Raw genomic sequence first — 19713 nt, 5'->3', positions numbered from 1 at the left:
GATCTCTTCGGTAAAGCAAACGAACCGGGAGAACCGCAATGCCGATCACCTTGCCGAAACCGATCGCAGCCTATTTCGCCGCCGACCGGATCGACAGCGCAGCCATGACACAATGTTTTACCGAGAACGCCATCGTTGTCGATGAAGGAAAGACGCATACCGGCCGGGCTGCGATACGACGCTGGAAGTCGAATGCTTCCGCGAAATTCGACTATGTCAGCGAGCCCATCGCGGTCACCGAAAAAGACGGCAGCATTGTCGTCACCGGCCGCGTCACGGGCAACTTCCCCGGAAGCCCCGTCGATCTGAAATACACCTTCGTGCTGGAAGGCGAGGCGATCGCAAGACTGGAGATCACCCTATGAGTTTCGACCTCGGCCTCAGAGATGCCCGCGCATTGGTGACGGGCGGCACGAAAGGCGTCGGCGCCGCCGTGGTGGATGCTTTGCATCAGGCAGGTGCAAGAGTGATGGCGACGGCGCGCAACCCGCCGGACGTCGCTTCGGAAAAGGCCCACTATGTTGCGGCGGACATCACCACAAGCGAGGGCTGCGCGAAGGTCGCGGCCGCAGCCGTGGGGCATCTCGGCGGCGTGGACATCCTTGTCAACGTGGTGGGTGGCTCCACGGCCCCTCCCGGCGGTTTCGCCGCCCTGGATGACGACGAATGGCTCAGGGAATTGAGCCACAATCTCCTGCCCTCCGTTCGCCTCGACCGGGCATTGCTTCCGGGCATGATCGAGCGTGGAGCCGGTGTCATCGTACATGTTACATCCATCCAGCACGAACTGCCCCTGCCGGAGTCCACCACGGCCTATGCGGCGGCGAAGGCTGCGCTTTCCACCTACAGCAAGAGCCTCTCGAAGGAGGTAACGCCGAAAGGCATACGAGTGGTTCGCATTTCGCCGGGCTGGGTCGAGACGGAAGCGGCCGTCGCCTTGGCAGAGCGCCTCGCCAATCAGGCGGGTACGGACTATGAAGGTGGCAAGAAGATTATCATGAACGCACTTGGCGGCATCCCGCTCGGTCGCCCGGCAAAACCGCGCGAGGTGGCAGATCTCATCGCCTTCGTGGTTTCGCCGCGTGCCGGCGCGATCACCGGCACGGAGTTTGTCATCGACGGCGGTACCGTGCCGACAGCCTGATGGTTCGCCGGCATCGCGCCCGGAACCTTGGAACACACGTCAACCCGGCAGCCGGCGTTCGTATTCCTGGCGCAGGCGCGCCCAGCCATCCCAGAACGGCTCGGTGCGTCCGCCCGAAAGTGCCGCAGCGAGCACTTCGAGATGCATGTGCCAGCCGGCGCCGATCATGATCTCGTTGGTCCGGTCGCTGATCCGCCGGTGAATGACGGTCATCAGCACCTCGCCACCTCTCGGCTCCAGAGTAAAGGACACCTCACCTCGCTCTCCCCAGGAGAACACAAGACGCTGCGGCGGATCCACTTCGATGACGCGGCTCTGCATGCGGTGTTCCTGCGGAAATTTGTCAGGGCGTTTGCCGGGCGGATCAGTCAACTCATCGTTTCGCCAGACGAGTTCGAAGGGCGCTCCCGGCTTCATTTCCATCGTTCCGGAAGCGAGCCACTTTCGGCGCAGGTCACTGTCCGTGAGATAGGACCAGACGCGTTCGACGGGTCCGGGCAGAAGCCGCTCGATCTTCAGGGTGGCGGGCTCGATCAGCTCGCCAAAGGCATGTATGCCTGCAAGTTCGGTCATTGCTCTTCTCCTCTTTCACGGGTCCGGGCCTCATGCCCGTCCTCCTCACGAAGCAAGCGCTCGAGCTCATCGAGACGGCCGGTCCAGAAGCGCTCGTAGAATTCAAGCCATTCATGCGCCCTGGCGAGAGGCCCCGGCTCAAGAGTGCAGAAATGGGTGCGGCCCTTCACGTCCCGTCGAATCAGACCGGCTCCTTCAAGCACCTTGATGTGCTTGGAGGCCGCCGCCAGAGACATATCGAAGGGCGCGGCAAGCTGACTGACCGTCCGCTCTCCAGAAGCGAGATCGCGCAGCATCCGCCGACGCGTGGCATCGCCGAGAGCGCGAAAGATGTCGTCCAGAACGGGATTCATATATTCAACCATAATGTTAAATATATTTCGATGAGCCACGATAGTCAACCAATTGGTTGAACATATAAGTTGCTGAGCGTACCAAACAAAAAAGGCGCCGCATCGCTGCGGCGCCGTCGATTGTGAAAATGACAAGCGGCGTTACGCAGCGTAGCGCGACTGGCCCGCATAGGATCCGCTTTCCAGACGGAAGCGGCCGAGCTGTTCCTGTAGCTGACGGGCTTCGCCGGCCAGCACCTCGCTGGAAGCGGTGGTTTCTTCCACCATGGCGGCGTTCTGCTGTGTCATCTGGTCCATGTGGTTGACCGAGGTGTTGATCTCGCCGAGCGCCGAGGATTGCTCCTGGGAGGCACGGGCAATGCTTGCCACATGGTCGTTGACGCGGTTAACCAGATCCTCGATCTCGGTCAGCGCCTTGCCAGTGGACAGCACCAGCGAGACCCCGCCGTTCACTTCCTCGGCCGACGCCGTGATCAGCGTCTTGATTTCCTTGGCGGCGTTGGCGGAGCGCTGGGCGAGCTCGCGAACTTCCTGGGCAACGACGGCAAAACCACGGCCTGCCTCGCCCGCACGGGCAGCCTCCACGCCGGCGTTGAGCGCCAGCAGGTTGGTCTGGAAGGCGATCTCGTCGATCACCGAGATGATCTGGCTGATCTTGTGCGAGGACTGCTCGATACGGCCCATGGCGTCGATGGCGCTGCGGACGATGGCGCCCGACTTGCCGGCGCTTTCCTTCGTCTCGTGCACCATGCGGCTTGCTTCGTTTGCACGCTCGCTGGAGGTACGGACGGTCGTGGTGATCTCCTCGAGCGCGGCTGCGGTTTCTTCTAGTGCCGCTGCCTGCTGTTCGGTGCGTCGGGCCAGCTGGTTGGCGGCAGAGCTCAGTTCACCGGAGTTGGAGGTGATCGTGCCGGCCACCGAGCGGATATTCAGCATCGTGCCGCGTAGCGTATCCATGGTTGTGTTGACGTTCGCCTGGAGTTCGGCGAATGCGCCCTGGAACTGGCCCTGCATTTGCTGCATCAGGTCGGCATCCGACAGTGCTGCCACGACGCGGCGGACTTCGGTGACGCCCCGGTCAACACTCTCCACGAGTTCGTTGACGCTTGCTGCAAAACGCTGCAGGTCCTCATCCTCATAGGTCTTGGAGATGCGCTTGCTGAAATCGCCGGCAACGGCAGCGGCGACGATACCGCTGATGCTGCTCTGGAGATCCTTGCTCTGGGCGTGCAGCGCAGCTTCCTGGGTTTCCATTTCCCGCATCTGCTGTTCATTGGCCTGAAAGACCTGCAGCGCCCGCGCCATCTCGCCGATCTCGTCCTTGCGGTCGGTGCCGGGAATGGTCTCGCCGAGCTTGCCGGCGGCGAGGCTGGACATGACGTCGGTGAGGTGCCGGATCGGCTTCACGATGCCGCGGCTTGCCAGCAGGAAGCTCGCGGCAACGCCGGCAACGATACAGAAGACGGCCGTTGCAAAAAGAACGGTAACCGTCAGGCCGGAAGCTGCGAGCGCATCGGCGCGGGACTTCGCAAGTGATTCGGCCGACGAGGTGCTGTAGAGCTTGACGGTGCTTGTCACGGTCTTCTGGGCGTCCAGAACCTTGTCGAGTTCGGCAGCCATCACCGCGCGATCCTTGCCGGCCTCGGTTCCGGCAACAGCCACCATTTCACGGATCTTGCCGAAATAGGCGTTCAGCGTAACGCGGATGTCTTCCAACAGCTTTTGCTCGTTGGCGTCTGCCGTCGAGGCGATCTTCGGCAGACGATCCAGCATCTCCTTGGAGCGCTTGTCCGTCTCTGCGGCGAAATCGGCGGCCTTTTCCGGTGCAAGCGCAAGCTGGTAGGTCATGCGGCTGATGGCGATGATGTCGACGCGAAGATCCATGGCTTCGCGCGCCACTTCCTCCCGAGCGCCCGTATCCTTCAGAGACGAACCGAGGGAGAAGAGCCCCTGCGCGCCGACCGCGGCGATAATGCCGGCAGCACAGCCCATAAGAACGACCAGAAGACTGATCTTCTTCAGGATAGACAGATTGACGATGTTCATGTGGATATCCTGTGGGGCGGCCCGGCTCATGCTCGGCGGCAGCCCGTCCCTTACAACCCGCAAGTCATTTGGGGTCAACTTGGCATGATTTTGCAGGATATCTGTTTCAAATTGGTTGCACTTTGCACCCATTTTTTCGACACGATCACTTTTTTGACAGAATCCTGCATAGCACCCGGCCTATCTGGTTGGCATCGCCGCGAATCAATGTGCGCCGCAGCATCCATCATTCGCCTGCACGGTATCGCAGATGCAGAGGGCGTGCCGGATTGGCACAGGCGACGATGTGCCTGGCTGCATTTTTGCCACAGGCAACGCCTCCCGCTTGAGGCATCGCTCACAAACCACTGATTTCCTTGGATTCGCCTCTATCCCCGTTTTCCACAGCCGGGAGCCACAAGATGTGGTATTAACCATTTCGCATCAAACCAGCCCTTGACGGAATCGGCTCTTTCAAAGTTAATGCTTCCTTATGTTGCGGCGGCGACTGGACCGGACGGTAACGAGGCCGGTTCGTTTCAAAAAAATCGACAATCGAGTGCGGGGCGCCGGTTCATGAGGAGCTGCGTCGAACCGGTGATTGCGTGTGCGATTTTGGCCGCCAAAACGCGATTGGGGACTGGCAGCAAGAACTTGTTAACACTATATCTAGTAGGCTTGCAGCCGTAATCAACACAATATAGACGGACACTCATCTCCGGATGAATGACCTGACGGACGAAATGACAAACCGGCTGCGCGGCAAGCGCTTGCAGACGGACGGGGCTTTTTGCGCCTATAATGGCGCGCCAGATGCGAGGGACGAAGATGCGTATCGAACGACGTTTTACCAAGCCAGGCCAATCGGCCTATGCGGAGATCGAATTCCGCAAGGCCGTGAGCGAGATCAAGAACCCCGACGGTTCGATCGTCTTCCGGGCGGCGGATATCGATGTTCCGGCTCAGTTCAGCCAGGTTGCGACCGACGTTCTCGCGCAGAAGTATTTCCGCAAGGCCGGTGTGCCGAAGGCGCTGAAAAAGGTCGAGGAGAATGACGTCCCCTCCTTCCTGTGGCGCTCCGTACCCGACGCCGAAGCCCTGAAGGCGCTTCCCGAGAACGAGCGATTCGGTTCCGAAAGCGACGCCCGCCAGGTCTTCGACCGTCTCGCCGGCACCTGGACCTACTGGGGCTGGAAGGGCAAGTATTTCACGTCCGAGGAAGATGCCCTCGCCTTCCGGGACGAGCTTGCCTACATGCTCGCCACCCAGCGCGTGGCTCCGAATTCCCCGCAGTGGTTCAACACCGGCCTGCATTGGGCCTATGGCATCGACGGTCCCGGCCAGGGCCATTTCTACGTCGACCCCTTCACCGGCAAGCTCGTCAAGTCCAAGTCGGCCTATGAGCATCCGCAGCCGCATGCCTGCTTCATCCAGTCCGTGGAGGACGACCTCGTCAACGAGGGCGGCATCATGGACCTCTGGGTCCGTGAAGCACGCCTGTTCAAATACGGCTCCGGCACCGGCTCCAACTTCTCCTATCTGCGCGGCGAAGGCGAAAAGCTTTCCGGCGGCGGCCGCTCGTCCGGCCTGATGAGCTTCCTGAAGATCGGCGACCGCGCCGCCGGCGCCATCAAGTCGGGCGGCACGACCCGCCGTGCCGCGAAGATGGTCGTCGTCGACATCGACCATCCGGATATCGAAGCCTATATCGACTGGAAGGTGAAGGAAGAGCAGAAGGTTGCGGCGCTGGTCACTGGCTCCAAGATCGTCGCCAAGCACCTCAAGGCCATCATGAAGGCCTGCGTCAACTGCACGGCCGACAACGACGCCTGCTTCGACCCGAACGAGAACCCGGCTCTGAAGCGTGAAATCCGCGCGGCCAAGAAGGACCAGGTTCCGGAAAACTACATCAAGCGCGTCATCCAGTTCGCCCAGCAGGGCTACAAGGATCTTGAGTTCAAGACCTATGACACGGACTGGGATTCGGAAGCCTATCTCACCGTTTCCGGCCAGAACTCCAACAACTCCGTCTCGCTGAAGGACGACTTCCTGCGCGCCGTCGAGAATGATGGTGACTGGAACCTGACCGCCCGCAAGGACGGACGCGTCATGAAGACGCTGAAGGCCCGCGACCTCTGGGACAAGATCTCCTATGCCGCCTGGGCATCGGCCGATCCGGGCCTGCATTTCAACACGACGATGAACGACTGGCACACCTGCCCGGCTGCCGGCCCGATCCGCGCGTCGAACCCGTGCTCGGAATACATGTTCCTCGACGACACGGCCTGCAACCTGGCTTCGCTGAACCTCCTGCAGTTCAAGGATGCAGCGACCAAGAAGATCAACATCGCCGACTACGAACACGCCGTCCGCCTGTGGACCGTCGTTCTCGAAGTATCGGTGATGATGGCGCAGTTCCCGTCGCGCCAGATCGCCGAACTCTCCTATGAATACCGCACGCTCGGCCTCGGCTACGCCAATATTGGCGGCCTGCTGATGTCGTCAGGCATTCCGTACGACTCGGCTGAAGGCCGCGCCATCTGCGGCGCGCTTACCGCGATCATGACCGGCGTTTCCTATGCGACCTCGGCCGAGATTTCCTCGGAACTCGGTCCGTTCCCGGGCTATGCGCCGAACCGCGACAACATGCTGCGCGTCATCCGCAACCATCGCCGGGCCGCCCATGGCGAGACCTCGGGCTATGAAGGCCTGTCGGTTGATCCGGTCGCACTCATCCACGCCGATTGCTCCGATCCGGCCCTGATCGCCCATGCCAAGGCCGCCTGGGACAAGGCGCTGGAACTCGGCGAAAAGCATGGCTACCGCAACGCGCAGGTCTCGGTTATCGCCCCGACCGGCACGATCGGCCTGGTCATGGATTGCGACACGACCGGCATCGAGCCCGATTTCGCTCTGGTGAAGTTCAAGAAGCTCGCCGGCGGCGGCTACTTCAAGATCATCAACGCTGCCGTTCCGGAAGCGCTGCGCACCCTCGGCTACACCGAGAGCCAGATCGCCGAGATCGACGCTTACGCCGTCGGCCATGGCAACCTGAACCAGGCACCGGCCATCAACCCGTCGACGCTGAAGGCCAAGGGCTTCACCGACGAGAAGATCGAAGCCGTCAACGGCGCGCTGAAGGCCGCCTTCGACATCAAGTTCGTCTTCAACCAGTGGACGCTCGGCGCCGACTTCCTGAAGGGCACGCTCAAGGTTTCCGACGAGCAGCTTTCCGACATGAGCTTCAACCTGCTTGAGCATGTCGGCTTCACGAAGAAGGAAATCGAGGCTGCGAACATCCACGTCTGCGGTGCGATGACGCTGGAAGGCGCTCCCTTCCTCAAGCCCGAGCATCTGGCCGTGTTCGATTGCGCCAATCCCTGCGGCAAGATCGGCAAGCGCTACCTCTCGGTCGAAAGCCATATCCGCATGATGGCAGCGGCCCAGCCGTTCATCTCGGGTGCGATCTCCAAGACGATCAACATGCCAAACGAGGCAACGGTCGAGGATTGCGGTGCAGCCTACATGCTGTCGTGGCGTCTGGCGCTCAAGGCCAACGCGCTCTATCGCGACGGCTCCAAGCTCTCGCAGCCGCTCAACGCCGCGCTGATCGAGGACGAGGAAGACGAGGATGCACTCGAAGACCTGATCCAGCAGCCGGTTGCCGCACAGGCGGTCACCGTCACCGAAAAGATCATCGAACGGGTGATCGAGCGGGTCGTGCGCGAGCGGGAAAAGCTTCCGAACCGCCGTCAGGGCTACACCCAGAAGGCCACCGTCGGCGGCCACAAGGTTTATCTCCGCACCGGCGAATTCGGCGACGGTCGCCTCGGCGAGATCTTCATCGACATGCACAAGGAAGGTGCGGCCTTCCGTGCGATGATGAACAACTTCGCCATCGCGATTTCACTCGGCCTGCAATACGGCGTTCCGCTCGAGGAATATGTGGAGGCCTTCACCTTCACCAAGTTCGAGCCGGCCGGCATGGTTCAGGGCAATGACGCGATCAAGAACGCCACGTCGATCCTCGACTACGTGTTCCGCGAACTCGCCGTCTCCTATCTCGGCCGTCACGATCTCGCCCATGTCGATACGTCGGACTTCTCCAACACCGCGCTCGGCAAGGGCATCCAGGAAGGCAAGACCAACCTGATCTCCACCGGCTGGACCCGCGGCTATAAGCCGACGCTGGTTTCCAACGGCAATGTCGACCGCTCGCTGGCCGAACCGAAGGGTGCGGCAACCGCCTCCCCCGCCAAGGCATCCGGTGGCGCCAACGTGACGGCATTTTCCGGCAACGCGGCCCGCAAGCTGGAAGTGACGACCGCCATCTCGACCTCCGAAATCGTCGCCTTCAAGCGCGATTACGAGGAACGCGCTGTGGAACTGGCCGAGGAGATCGCCGAGGACGTGGCGGACGAGAAGTCCCAGGACAAGACCGCGCTCTTCTCCGACAAGGCTGCCGCCGACGCTGCTGCCGCCAAGGCGGAAGCCAAGAAGCTCGAGGCCGACCGCCGCATGCGCTCGATCGCCCAGGGCTACACCGGCAACATGTGCTCCGAGTGCCAGAACTTCACCATGGTCCGCAACGGCACCTGCGAAAAGTGCGACACCTGCGGCGCGACGAGCGGGTGTAGCTGATCTCTAGGTCCGATTGAGCAAATTTCGACTGGCAAAGCCCGGAAACATGGTTTCCGGGCTTTGTTCTATCTGCATCTTTGCAAGAACGCGTCGACGGTTTCGCTATCTCTCCGTCATTCCTGTGCTTGTCACAGGAATCCAGCGGGCGAGCGTCTGCGAGCCGAGAAGACAACAGTCTCATACAGCCGTGTCTTCAAATGTCTTCCGCGCGATGGACATCGCGCTGCTGGATCCCGGCACAAGGCCGGGATGACGGGAAACGTTGGCACGGCATGACACTGCCTTTGCGTATTCGGCCGGTCGTGCCATCCTACCTACATGCGTCAGGGCTATGTCTACATCCTTGCTTCCAGACGGAACGGCACGCTCTACACCGGCGTGACCAGCGACCTCGCGCGCCGCCTTCATGAACACCAGCATGACCTCACACCGGGCTTCACGAGCCGATATGGCGTCAAGACGCTTGTCTGGTTCGAGATCCATGACCTGATTACATCAGCCCTGACGCGGGAAAAGACCATCAAGAAATGGCCAAGGGCATGGAAACTCAATCTGATCGAGAGCGTGAATCCCGACTGGGATGATATCTCCCACTATCTGCTGTGATCCCGTTTCCGCGATACCGCCGAAGTCGAACGGGACAATGAGGGGGTACCGGAAATCAGTGCAGATCCGACAATAGCGGTGTTCCATACGTCATCGCCGATAGCCGCATGCGAAAATCCGCCACGAATTCGTCGGTGTCGGTTATGCGAAGATCGCCTCCACAACCGTCATTCCTGTGCTTGTCACAGGAATCCAGCCGGCGAGCGTCTGCGAGCCGAGAAGACAATTGTCCCGTCGCTACGAGCGGCCAAACATTCTCCAGCCCGATGGACATCGCACTACTGGATCCCGGAACAAGTCCGGGATGACGGGGAAACGTGAGCTCATGTCCTTACAGGGTTCCCACTCGCCACCCCCTCCGCAAAGGAGGTGGCGCTTGGCTCCCATCATCCCGGCGTCATGCGACGTTGCGGGATGGTTCCATCTTGTGGATGGCCTTCTTGATTTCCTGGCGGAATGCGGGGGTGTCGTGTTCGCCATGAACGGCAACGGCATGCTGCACGGCGGCGTTGACGAGTTCCTCCGTGGTGTCTGCCGAGATGGCGACGGTGCATTTCATTTCGCTCGGGAATTCACGGCAATCGATATATTGGCGTGACATTTTCTCCTCCTCACGAAGCTCCGGCCGGGGCGGCCGGAAAGCGGAAATTATACGCCCATTATCGGGGACCGGCAAACGACAAACGCTGCCCGCCGGCCCCCTCAAGCCTTTCGCAATCGGGAGCAAAGCCCCTCAGCCGAAGGTCACATTCAGGCTGATCGGAACGGCGGCCAGCGCCTTCGAGACCGGGCAGCCGGCCTTGGCCTTTTCGGCAATGCCGCGGAAGGTCGCCTCGTCCGTGCCGGGCACCTTGCCGCGCAGGCTGAGTTCGATCGCGGTGATCGCAAAGCCGCCGCCGACCTGATCGAGCGTCACCTTGGCCGTGGTATCGAGGGCTTCCGCGGTGAAGCCGGCATCCCCGAGTTCCTTGGAGAGCGCCATGGTGAAGCAGGCGGCGTGCGCCGCGCCGATCAGTTCCTCCGGATTGCTGCCCGGAACACCCTCGAAACGGGTCTTGAAGCCATAGGGGTGCTCTTTCAATGCGCCGCTCTCGGTGGAAACCGTTCCGCGCCCGTCCCTCAATCCGCCGCTCCAGTGGGCGGAACCACGCTTTTCAATGGCCATTCTCTTTCTCCTCAGAGGTCGGTCAGCATTTCGACCCACAATGTAATGCGTGAAGACAAAATCTGTTCCGGAGACAGTAATCATTTCAGATCCTCCTCCTCGGTCGCGCAGCCGTGCTCTGGTCTTTGCCGCAAAGGACCAATGTGTCTGCACCATCCGCCAGCCTCCGCCCTTTCGAGATAGACTTAAAATCGATGAGAGAAGCCCACAGGGCCGGTTCGCTCGGCTTTTCCGCCGGGGAACATGTCGCACAAAGGTGTACGGCGGTTTGTGGCAACGACATGCGAGGAGACAGGGACCAAAGCGTATGGAGCGATCCTGAAAGATCGCGCCCCTCACCCGCGCCCTTCCCCGTTTCCCCTCCAAATCCCCGCCCCTTGCGTCCGTGCCTACAATCCATCCGTCCCGTCGCGGTTACACCGGCTTGCGTTGCCGGCGAGGCGGGACCGGTGATCCGGTTGTCTGTTCGAAACGCGGAACAGGCTCCGGGGGCTGGATGAGAATGGTCTCCCTCTCGTCTGAAACAGGGCGGGGCGTGCCTGCAGGGCACACATGACTGGACCGGCGACTGGCCGCCAAAACGGCCTTTCGTGGCGTCACGAACGAAAATGTTCGCGAGCGCAACCCTGGGAAAGGTGCCGTCATCCGCGCAGAGAGACCGAGTTCGTCCGGAAAAACACACCGAACGGGGCGCCGGAAGGTGTCACTTATTTTTATTTTGCGAGGCAGCTTCCAGCGCCCCGACCGACCCTCCGCAGGGAGGGACATCGAAATGCAGCACGACACGGGGCCTCCGGCTCGCGTGAAGGAGAACCCATGCCCACCACGGAAACACGACAGGATATGCCGGAGCCGCCAGGCGGCGAAGGCGGACGAGCCGGCCGGAAGCCGGTGCTACGGCATCGAACCACCATGCGCGGAGAACCCTTCCTTAACCCGGATGCGGCAGATTGCGGAGTTGAATTGAAGGGCACCGAAAATACGAGGAGCCGAATGTCCAAGCCGAGCTTCCGCTTTAGCCACTACGATCTGCAGGAATTGCGCGCCGGGACGATCATCGAAGTGACGCTTTCCGCAGTCAACAACGTGCGGCTGATGACACCGGGCAATTTTCAGCGCTTCAAGGAAACGCTCGATTTCAAGTATCTCGGCGGCGTGGCGAAAAAATCTCCGATCAAGCTCACCATTCCGGAAAGCGGCCACTGGCACCTGATCGTCGACATGGAAGGCCATCACGGCCTTGCCGATTCCTCGGTGAAGACGATGGTTGCCCCGCATGCGCCGAAGATGAGCAAGGCCTCCTGAGGCTTTCGGGCGTCAGCTGCCGCGCTCGCGACGCAGCTTGGACCACCAGTCCAGCCGCTTGCGGATCTCCCGCTCGAAACCGCGTTCCGGCGGATCGTAGAAGGTCTTGCGCCCCATCTTCTCGGGAAAATAGTCCTGGCCGGAAAAGGCGTCCGGCTCGTCATGGTCGTAGCGGTAGCCTTCGTTATAGCCCTCGGCCTTCATCAGCTTGGTCGGCGCATTGAGGATATGCTTCGGCGGCAGCAGCGAGCCGTTCTCCTTGGCAGCCCGCATCGCCGCCTTGTAGGCGACATAGACGCCATTCGATTTCGGCGCGGTGGCAAGATAGACACAGGCCTGTGCCAACGCCAGTTCCCCCTCGGGCGAGCCGAGATAATCATAGGCATCCTTGGCGGCATTGCAGATGACGAGCGCCTGAGGATCGGCAAGACCGATGTCCTCGACAGCCATCCTGACCAGACGGCGCCCCAGATAAAGCGGATCTTCGCCGGCATCGAACATGCGGCAGAGGTAATAGAGCGCAGCATCCGGATCGGAGCCGCGTACCGATTTATGCAGGGCCGAGATCAGGTTGTAATGACCGTCCTGTCCCTTGTCATAGACGGGCGCGCGGCGCTGGACGATCCTCGCCAGACCGTCGGTATCGAAAACCTCGTCCTTGCGGGCAGCGCGCCAGACTTCTTCGGCAAGCGTCAGCGCGGCGCGACCGTCGCCATCCGCCATGCGGATCAGGGCAGCACGAGCATCCTCGTCCAACGGCAACGGCCGGTGCTCCGTTTCCTCCGCCCGCTTCAGGAGCGTACCGAGGCTCTGCTCGTCATGGGGCTTGAAGGTCAGCACCCTCGCCCGGGACAGAAGAGCGGCATTGAGTTCGAAGGACGGGTTTTCTGTGGTGGCGCCCACCAGGATCACCGTGCCGTCTTCCATCACGGGAAGGAAACTGTCCTGCTGGGCTCGGTTGAAACGATGGATCTCGTCGACGAAAAGCAGCGTCTGACGTCCCTCCATCCGTCGCAGGCGCGCAGTCTCGAACACCTTCTTCAGGTCCGCGACGCCAGAAAAAATCGCCGAGATCTGCTCGAAAGCAAGCCCGGCCTGCCCGGAGAGCAGCCGGGCAATCGTAGTCTTGCCGGTGCCGGGAGGGCCCCAGAAGATCATGGAGCCGAGCGAGCCTGAATCGATCATGCGGGCGAGGACACCATCCTCGCCCGTCAGATGTTCCTGGCCCGTCACCTCGGCCAGCGTCTTCGGCCGCAGGCGGTCGGCCAGCGGTCGGCGGGCCTCCACTTCCTGCGGGACCTGCGGCGCGAAGAGATCGCTCATCTGAAAACCTGTCTTATGCGCTGACCGTCACGCTCGATTTCGACGCGCCAGAAGCCGGGATCGCCGGCGGCGATCTTGGCCATGTTGGCGCTCGTACCAACCGAATCGCCGTTGACGGAAATGATGATATCGTGCGGCGCGAAGCCGAGGCGGGCAGCAGGCGAGCCCTGGGCGATATCGGTGATCACCACGCCCATGACTTCCGACGGCATCTGCAGTTCATAGGCCAGCTTCGGAGAAAGGTTGGCGACCTTGGCACCGGCAAAAGGATTGCGGCCCTCGATCAGCCTTTCGTCCCGAGGCGTGGTTTCCGGCGCACCGGCCAGCGTCATGGTGATCTGCTTTTCGGCACCGTTTTCGCGAACCGTGAGCTTGACCGCCTTGCCGAGGCCCGCCGTAGTGAGCCGATATCCCAGCGCATCCGGATGCTCGACCGAAACGCCATCGACGGCCGTCACCACCTGCCCGGCCTTCAGACCGGCCTTGGCGGCGGGGCCTCCATCGACGACGCGAACCACCAGCGCTCCGCGCACCTTGTCGAGACCGAGTGCTTCGGCCACGTCGGAGGTCACCGGATCGAAGCTTGCGCCGACATAGGGACGCTCGAAGCTGGTCGCACCACGGTCCGCGGCACCGAGGAACACCTTCACCAGATTGGCGGGAATGGCAAAGCCTACGCCGTTCGAGCCGCCACCCTTGGAAAAGATGGCCGAATTGATGCCAATCAGTTCGCCCTTCATGTTCATCAGCGCGCCGCCCGAATTGCCGGGATTGATCGCAGCATCCGTCTGGATGAAAAAGCCGAAATCGCCTTCGGTTACCTGATTGCGCGCCAGCGCGGAAACGATGCCCGAGGTGACCGTCTGGCCGACACCGAAGGGATTGCCGATCGCCAGCACGAGATCGCCGACCTCGATCGCATCCGAATTGCCGATCGGCAGGGTCGGCAGCTTTTCATGGGCGTCGATGCGCAGCACCGCCAGATCGAGCCGCTCGTCCTTCAGCACGACCTTGACCGGAAACTCGCGACCATCGGCCAATGCCACCTTGATGTCGTCGGCACCTTCGATGACGTGGTTATTGGTGACAACCGTACCGTTCTCCTCGACGATCACGCCGGAGCCGAGCGAGGACTGCTTTTCGGTGCGGTTCGGCATCTGCTGGCCGAAGAACTGTTCGAAGAAGGGGTCACCGGCAAAGGGCGACGCCCGCCGTTGCACGATCCGTTCGGCATAGACATTCACCACCGCGCCGTGGGTCTGCTTGACCAGCGGCGCAAAGGACGTCTGCATCTCAAGCTGCGTCTGCGGAACGGTCTTGGCATCCTGGGCAAATGCCACGCCAGGCCCGGCCAAAGACAGCGCGAGCAGCGTAGTCGCCGCATACCGAACAATGCCTTGCATGAAAGTCTCCTGCTGTTCTCGATCGTGTTTTAGTGCGGCCGATGGACGAAGGGAATGGAAATGTGGCCGCTTGTGTCCTGCGCTGATGATTTAGGCGTGAATCGAACAAAACCAAGGCATTGACCGTTACAAGTCGGTAATGTCCGAGGCTTTGCGAGGAGAAACGAGATGCGCCCTGTTACCGCCGCCACGATCCTGACGATTGCAGCCAGTTCCCTGACCGTCACCACCGCAAGCCTTGCTGCCAGCTTCGACTGCGACCGCAAGGACCTTGCCGCCGACGAACGCGCCATCTGCGATAACCGTGCACTCAACGATCTCGACGTGAAGATGGCGACGAGCTTCGAGCTGATTGCTGGACTGCTCGCCATGGGCAATCGCGGGGACTTGCAGGACCAGCAGTCCGCATGGCTGAAGAAACGGCAGGCCTGTGAGGGCGATACGCTATGCCTGCGCAACGCCTATGACGAGCGGATGAAGCAGCTCGAAGACACCTACAACAATCTCGGCAGACCTCTGTAAGTACGAATACATCTACATATGGATGAAATATTGGAAACATGGCGCAATAGGTAGATTGCTGAGTCAAAATTAACCCTTACTTAATATTTGACCGTCGTGATGGAGAGTATGGGGTTCAGGGGCTGTGCAACATTGAGGCCAGACCATGACTGATACGATCTATCTGCCGGAAAATGCTACCGACAAGGACATCGCGACAGCCATCGCGAGCCTGACATCGGGGGGAACAGTGGTCCTCCCCGAAAATGCCGATATAACCGTTACGGCACCGATCGTCGTGCGTGTCGATGCGCAGGACATCGCGGTCGACCTCAACGGCAGTACCCTGACGACGACCGGCAACTTTGCCGCCATCGATGTGTACGGACATGAGAAGACGCTTGATGGCGTAACGCTTGGAACGGACACTGCCGGGAATGCGACCATTACCTATGACAGCCTGCCGGAAGGTATCGAGGTCGGGAGTTGGCTGAAGGTCGTCTCGGACGATGCGCTTCCCGGCGACCATGTCGATGGCAGTGACAACGGCCTTTATACCAATCTCGGTCAGGCAGCCCAGGTCATCGCCATCGACGGAAATACGGTTGTCCTCGACGGCTCGCTGCTAGAGCAGGAACTCTACACGACCAACGTCCGGGCAGGCCTCTACGCGGAAGGCAGTATCTCGGTCACGAACGGTCATCTCGCCGGGCAGTTCACCGAAGTCACGAGTTCGGGCCAACCCTTGCTTCGGGTGCGCTCGCTGACCGACACATCGATCAGCGATATCAGCGTACAGAATGCCGGAAACGGCATAACACTGGTCAACAACGTCAATGCCGAGGTGACGGATGTTTCCGGCTCCTATGTCCATTCGGTCGTCCAGTCGGCCACCTCGCTGAACACATCGATCAACGGGCTCTTCGCCGAACACGTCAATCACGGCGTGCTCGTTCACACGACGGGCACCGCAACAAACGCGGCATCGACCTCTAACTACGGGGCGGATATCCAGCTCGTTGCGACGAATTCCGTGGTCTACGACGCGGCGCTCGCGGCTTACGACTTCCACTCGGAAAGCCGCGACGGGCTCTACACCGATGTGCTCGCCTTCGAATCCCGCATGTTCGGAGACCTTCGCGGCATCGGCAACACATTCTCCGACAGCGCGGGCGCCGGCAACACTTACGGCGTCCAGTTCTACGAATATGGCGACGGCGACGGTCGGGATGCGACGGTCGATAATCTGACGCTGCGTGAGACGACCAAATACAGCTTCATCATCAGCGGCAAGCCTCTCGGAAATGTCGTGACCGACAGCAGCTTCGAAAGCTACGGCAAGGGCTACAGCATCTCACCCAGCGCGGTCGAGTTCATCAATACGACGGTCGAGGAAAACGTCGTCGGGGACGACGACACGCTCACCGGGACCAGTGCGGATGACAAGCTTCTCGGCGGACAAGGTCTCGACGCCCTCTTTGGGGGAGACGGCAACGACTATCTCTGGGGCGGCACCGGTGCGGATACCCTCGAGGGCGGCGACGGGCGCGACCGCTTCGCCTACAACGCCCTCGATGAAGGCGGAGATCTGATCACCGACTTCAAGACCGGTGATGGCGGCGACGTAATAGACGTTTCCGTGCTCGGCATCCGGCTTGGCTGGGATCAGGAGGATTACCTTGCTGAAGGCCTGGTGCAGGTCGTGCAATCCGGTACGGACGCTCTTGTTCAGGCCCGCGATGACGACAACGGCTGGACGACCATCGCGACGCTCGATAACGTGCTGGCCAGTTCGTTCACCGCGACCAATCTGCAGGTAAAATTGTCCGATCCGTTGCCGGAGGTCGAGACGCCCTCGACACACATTTACGGAACATCTGCCGCCGAATGGCTCTATGGATCAGCCGGAGCGGACATCTTTCATGGTTCCGCTGGCAATGACTCCTATATCTTCAACAATGCCATGGACCGGGTGGCGGGCGACACGGACGACGGGATCGATTCCGTCTGGGCTTACGTCGGCGTCGATCTGCGCGGCTCCAACGAAATCGAGAACATCCGGCTGAAGGAAGACGCCGGCGGGGCCACGGTGTTCGGCAATGACGCGGCAAACCTCATCACCGGAAACAGCCAGTCCAACACCATTGTCGGCGGTCTCGGCGTGGACAGCCTCTACGGGAAGGGCAGCGCCGATACCTTCGTCTTTGCCGAAGCCGGCAAGGACAATGCCGACAGCGTTTGGGACTATAGCGACGACGACCGTATCGCGCTGGAAAGCCGCTTCTTCACCGGGCTGGACAAGGATGGCGACGGGGTGCTGGATCAGGACGCCTTCACGTTCGGCGCGACAGCCACGATCGATGGCCCGCAGATGATCTACAACAACACAACCGGCAAGCTTTATTACGACGGTGATGGCACTGGCGGAAACGCCCCTGAGCTGGTGGTCAACCTGCCGACCGCCAAGAGCTACTTCGATATCGGGCACATCATATTGCTGTAGGCCTGCCCTACCCGATCCGGCATGACAAGGCCCACGCATTCGGCATTGTGGAACACCTGTCAGTCGCGACACAGCGAGGCGGGCTCCCTTTATCACCCGAAGTCGCCGGAAATCCCCGCGACACCGTGGAGCAACTGACTTTTAATCAGTAGGTCCAGGGTTCGAAACTCAGAAAACACGAACGCCGGCAACACAGGTTACCGGCGTTCTTAATTTCAGCAGTGTTCCGCCGGTCTTATTCCGGCAGGATGCGTACGGCGCCCTTGTCGGCCGAGCTTGCAAAGGCTGCGTAGGCCTTGAGCGCGGTGGTGACGTTGCGCTTGCGGGGATGTTCCGGCTTCCAGCCGGCCTTATCCTGAGCGGCGCGACGGGCTGCCAGTTCGCCCTCCTCCACCAGCAGCTTGATCGTCCGGTTCGGGATATCGATCTCGATGGTATCGCCCGCGCGGACGAGGCCGATGGTGCCGCCGTTTGCGGCTTCCGGCGAAACGTGGCCGATGGAGAGACCCGAGGTGCCGCCGGAGAAACGGCCGTCGGTGATCAGCGCGCAGGCCTTGCCGAGGCCCTTCGACTTCAGATAGCTCGTCGGATAGAGCATTTCCTGCATGCCGGGGCCGCCCTTCGGGCCTTCGTAGCGAATGACCACGACGTCACCGGCCTTGACCTCGTTATTGAGGATGCCCTTGACGGCGGCGTCCTGGCTTTCGAACACGACGGCCGGGCCGGTGAACTTCAGGATCGACTCGTCAACGCCAGCCGTCTTCACGATGCAGCCGTCGACCGCGATGTTGCCCCGCAGGACAGCGAGACCTCCATCCTTGGAGAAGGGATGCTCGACCGAACGGATGACACCCGCTTCGCCATCGATATCCAGATCCTCCCAGCGGGCGTTCTGCGAGAAGGCGACCTGGGTCGGAACACCGCCGGGCGCCGCCTTGAAGAATTCACGCACAGCCTCGGAATTGGTGCGGGTGATGTCCCAGCGGTCGATGGCATCGCCAAGCGTTGCAGCATGAACCGTCGGGCAATCGCGATTGATGAGGTTGCCGCGGTCGAGTTCGCCAAGGATGCGCATGATGCCGCCGGCGCGGTGCACGTCTTCCATGTGCACATCGTTCTTGGCAGGAGCGACCTTCGACAGGCACGGAACCTTGCGCGAGAGACGATCGATATCGTCAAGCGTGAAATCGACTTCCGCCTCATGGGCGGCGGCCAGGATATGCAGCACCGTGTTGGTGGAACCGCCCATGGCGATGTCGAGCGCCATGGCGTTCTCGAAGGCAGCCTTGGAAGCAATGGTGCGCGGCAGCGCGGTGACGTCATCCTGCTCGTAATAGCGGCGGGCAAGATCGACGATCAGGTGGCCGGCCTCGACGAACAACCGCTTGCGATCGCCATGGGTGGCGAGCGTGGAGCCGTTGCCGGGCAGCGAGAGACCGAGTGCTTCAGTCAGACAGTTCATGGAATTGGCTGTGAACATGCCAGAGCAGGAACCGCAGGTCGGGCAGGCCGAACGCTCGATGGCCTGAACGTCTTCGTCGGACACCTTGTCATCGGCGGCAGCGACCATGGCATCGACGAGATCGAGCGCATGCTTCTTGCCATGCAGAACGACCTTGCCGGCTTCCATCGGACCACCGGAAACGAAGACGACCGGGATATTGAGGCGCAGCGAGGCCATCAACATGCCGGGGGTGATCTTGTCGCAGTTGGAAATGCAGACCATGGCGTCGGCGCAATGGGCATTGACCATGTACTCGACGGAATCGGCAATGAGTTCGCGCGAAGGCAGCGAATAGAGCATGCCGTCGTGGCCCATGGCGATGCCGTCATCGACGGCGATCGTATTGAATTCCTTGGCGACGCCGCCGGCAGCTTCGATCTCGCGGGCGACGAGCTGGCCAAGATCCTTCAGGTGAACGTGGCCCGGAACGAACTGGGTGAACGAGTTCACCACGGCAATGATCGGCTTGCCGAAATCGCTGTCCTTCATGCCCGTGGCGCGCCAAAGGCCGCGCGCACCGGCCATATTGCGGCCATGGGTCGTGGTTCTTGAACGATAGGCTGGCATCTTGTGGTCTCTTGCTTGTTTCTATGAAAAACTGCCACCGGCAGGACTTTGGGTGTCTCTTCTAGCCGATTTCCCGCGGATCGACACTATCACAAGCCGA

General features: G+C 61.0%; 15 protein-coding genes. 7 read left to right on the top strand and 8 right to left on the bottom strand.

The window, feature by feature from the left end; translation table 11 throughout:
* Nucleotides 1-38 precede the first annotated feature (38 nt).
* Together NBH21_RS05175 and NBH21_RS05170 are read left to right on the top strand one after the other, a co-directional pair.
* A complete protein-coding gene (locus NBH21_RS05175; protein WP_250914533.1) occupies nucleotides 39-365 on the top strand; it encodes a nuclear transport factor 2 family protein in 327 nt (108 codons plus the stop codon).
* Nucleotides 362-1144: an SDR family oxidoreductase gene (locus NBH21_RS05170; RefSeq protein WP_250914532.1), complete on the top strand. Its 783-nt coding sequence runs from the start codon at nucleotides 362-364 to the stop codon at nucleotides 1142-1144. Before NBH21_RS05175 ends, NBH21_RS05170 begins: the two co-directional genes overlap by 4 nt.
* Nucleotides 1145-1183: 39 nt before the next feature.
* On the opposite strand, the gene NBH21_RS05165 is transcribed toward NBH21_RS05170, so the two are convergent.
* The 3 genes from NBH21_RS05165 to NBH21_RS05155 all read right to left on the bottom strand — a co-directional run bounded on the left by NBH21_RS05165 (nucleotide 1184) and on the right by NBH21_RS05155 (nucleotide 4116).
* A complete protein-coding gene (locus NBH21_RS05165; protein WP_250914531.1) occupies nucleotides 1184-1717 on the bottom strand; it encodes an SRPBCC family protein in 534 nt (177 codons plus the stop codon).
* Nucleotides 1714-2082 (bottom strand): ArsR/SmtB family transcription factor, encoded by a 369-nt coding sequence (locus NBH21_RS05160; protein WP_250914530.1) that lies wholly within the window; start codon nucleotides 2080-2082, stop codon nucleotides 1714-1716. Before NBH21_RS05160 ends, NBH21_RS05165 begins: the two co-directional genes overlap by 4 nt.
* 129 nt (nucleotides 2083-2211) lie before the next feature.
* Nucleotides 2212-4116 carry a methyl-accepting chemotaxis protein gene (locus NBH21_RS05155; protein WP_250914529.1) on the bottom strand — a complete coding sequence of 635 codons (1905 nt, stop codon included), beginning with the start codon at nucleotides 4114-4116 and terminating at the stop codon, nucleotides 2212-2214.
* Between the two features lie 807 nt (nucleotides 4117-4923).
* Here NBH21_RS05155 and NBH21_RS05150 point away from each other — a divergent pair.
* Together NBH21_RS05150 and NBH21_RS05145 are read left to right on the top strand one after the other, a co-directional pair.
* Complete coding sequence (locus NBH21_RS05150; RefSeq protein ID WP_250914528.1) at nucleotides 4924-8736, top strand: vitamin B12-dependent ribonucleotide reductase; 3813 nt, start codon at nucleotides 4924-4926, stop codon at nucleotides 8734-8736.
* A gap of 318 nt (nucleotides 8737-9054) precedes the next feature.
* Entirely contained in the window at nucleotides 9055-9342 is a 288-nt protein-coding gene (locus tag NBH21_RS05145) for a GIY-YIG nuclease family protein (protein ID WP_250914527.1), read from the top strand.
* 397 nt (nucleotides 9343-9739) lie between these two features.
* Here NBH21_RS05145 and NBH21_RS05140 read toward each other — a convergent pair whose 3' ends face one another.
* Both NBH21_RS05140 and NBH21_RS05135 read right to left on the bottom strand, forming a co-directional pair.
* Entirely contained in the window at nucleotides 9740-9943 is a 204-nt protein-coding gene (locus tag NBH21_RS05140) for a DUF1059 domain-containing protein (protein WP_113442880.1), read from the bottom strand.
* A 132-nt stretch (nucleotides 9944-10075) separates the two neighbouring features.
* Nucleotides 10076-10507, bottom strand: coding sequence for an OsmC family protein (locus NBH21_RS05135; RefSeq protein WP_112830248.1), 432 nt, complete (start codon nucleotides 10505-10507; stop codon nucleotides 10076-10078).
* Nucleotides 10508-11500: 993 nt separating this feature from the next.
* Between NBH21_RS05135 and NBH21_RS05130 the strand changes: the two genes are divergently transcribed.
* Entirely contained in the window at nucleotides 11501-11812 is a 312-nt protein-coding gene (locus NBH21_RS05130) for a DUF1883 domain-containing protein (RefSeq protein WP_250914526.1), read from the top strand.
* A 12-nt stretch (nucleotides 11813-11824) separates the two neighbouring features.
* Here NBH21_RS05130 and NBH21_RS05125 read toward each other — a convergent pair whose 3' ends face one another.
* Nucleotides 11825-13135, bottom strand: a complete 1311-nt coding sequence (locus tag NBH21_RS05125) for a replication-associated recombination protein A (RefSeq protein ID WP_250914525.1) — start codon at nucleotides 13133-13135, stop codon at nucleotides 11825-11827.
* On the bottom strand, nucleotides 13132-14538 hold the full coding sequence (locus NBH21_RS05120; protein WP_250914524.1) for a DegQ family serine endoprotease: 1407 nt from the start codon (nucleotides 14536-14538) through the stop codon (nucleotides 13132-13134). Before NBH21_RS05120 ends, NBH21_RS05125 begins: the two co-directional genes overlap by 4 nt.
* Nucleotides 14539-14706: 168 nt before the next feature.
* Between NBH21_RS05120 and NBH21_RS05115 the strand changes: the two genes are divergently transcribed.
* Entirely contained in the window at nucleotides 14707-15060 is a 354-nt protein-coding gene (locus NBH21_RS05115; protein ID WP_250914523.1) for a lysozyme inhibitor LprI family protein, read from the top strand.
* 145 nt (nucleotides 15061-15205) lie between these two features.
* On the top strand, nucleotides 15206-17542 hold the full coding sequence (locus NBH21_RS05110; protein ID WP_250914522.1) for a calcium-binding protein: 2337 nt from the start codon (nucleotides 15206-15208) through the stop codon (nucleotides 17540-17542).
* Between the two features lie 235 nt (nucleotides 17543-17777).
* Here the strand turns inward: NBH21_RS05110 and ilvD are convergent, their stop codons facing one another.
* Nucleotides 17778-19613 (bottom strand): dihydroxy-acid dehydratase, encoded by a 1836-nt coding sequence (gene ilvD, locus NBH21_RS05105; RefSeq protein ID WP_250914521.1) that lies wholly within the window; start codon nucleotides 19611-19613, stop codon nucleotides 17778-17780.
* Nucleotides 19614-19713: the final 100 nt, after the last annotated feature.

This window comes from Ciceribacter sichuanensis (genome assembly GCF_024055605.1).
GTDB classification, from domain to species: domain Bacteria; phylum Pseudomonadota; class Alphaproteobacteria; order Rhizobiales; family Rhizobiaceae; genus Allorhizobium; species Allorhizobium sichuanense.
The sequence above is the reverse complement of the archived record's forward strand: the minus strand, read 5'-3'. Positions and strand labels throughout refer to the sequence as shown.

Coding starts and splice junctions, on each gene's coding strand:
- NBH21_RS05175 (WP_250914533.1), top strand. CDS start 39: ATGCCGATCACCTTGCCGAAACCGATCGCAGCCTATTTCGCCGCCGAC.
- NBH21_RS05170 (WP_250914532.1), top strand. CDS start 362: ATGAGTTTCGACCTCGGCCTCAGAGATGCCCGCGCATTGGTGACGGGC.
- NBH21_RS05165 (WP_250914531.1), bottom strand. CDS start 1,717: ATGACCGAACTTGCAGGCATACATGCCTTTGGCGAGCTGATCGAGCCC.
- NBH21_RS05160 (WP_250914530.1), bottom strand. CDS start 2,082: ATGGTTGAATATATGAATCCCGTTCTGGACGACATCTTTCGCGCTCTC.
- NBH21_RS05155 (WP_250914529.1), bottom strand. CDS start 4,116: ATGAACATCGTCAATCTGTCTATCCTGAAGAAGATCAGTCTTCTGGTC.
- NBH21_RS05150 (WP_250914528.1), top strand. CDS start 4,924: ATGCGTATCGAACGACGTTTTACCAAGCCAGGCCAATCGGCCTATGCG.
- NBH21_RS05145 (WP_250914527.1), top strand. CDS start 9,055: ATGCGTCAGGGCTATGTCTACATCCTTGCTTCCAGACGGAACGGCACG.
- NBH21_RS05140 (WP_113442880.1), bottom strand. CDS start 9,943: ATGTCACGCCAATATATCGATTGCCGTGAATTCCCGAGCGAAATGAAA.
- NBH21_RS05135 (WP_112830248.1), bottom strand. CDS start 10,507: ATGGCCATTGAAAAGCGTGGTTCCGCCCACTGGAGCGGCGGATTGAGG.
- NBH21_RS05130 (WP_250914526.1), top strand. CDS start 11,501: ATGTCCAAGCCGAGCTTCCGCTTTAGCCACTACGATCTGCAGGAATTG.
- NBH21_RS05125 (WP_250914525.1), bottom strand. CDS start 13,135: ATGAGCGATCTCTTCGCGCCGCAGGTCCCGCAGGAAGTGGAGGCCCGC.
- NBH21_RS05120 (WP_250914524.1), bottom strand. CDS start 14,538: ATGCAAGGCATTGTTCGGTATGCGGCGACTACGCTGCTCGCGCTGTCT.
- NBH21_RS05115 (WP_250914523.1), top strand. CDS start 14,707: ATGCGCCCTGTTACCGCCGCCACGATCCTGACGATTGCAGCCAGTTCC.
- NBH21_RS05110 (WP_250914522.1), top strand. CDS start 15,206: ATGACTGATACGATCTATCTGCCGGAAAATGCTACCGACAAGGACATC.
- ilvD (WP_250914521.1), bottom strand. CDS start 19,613: ATGCCAGCCTATCGTTCAAGAACCACGACCCATGGCCGCAATATGGCC.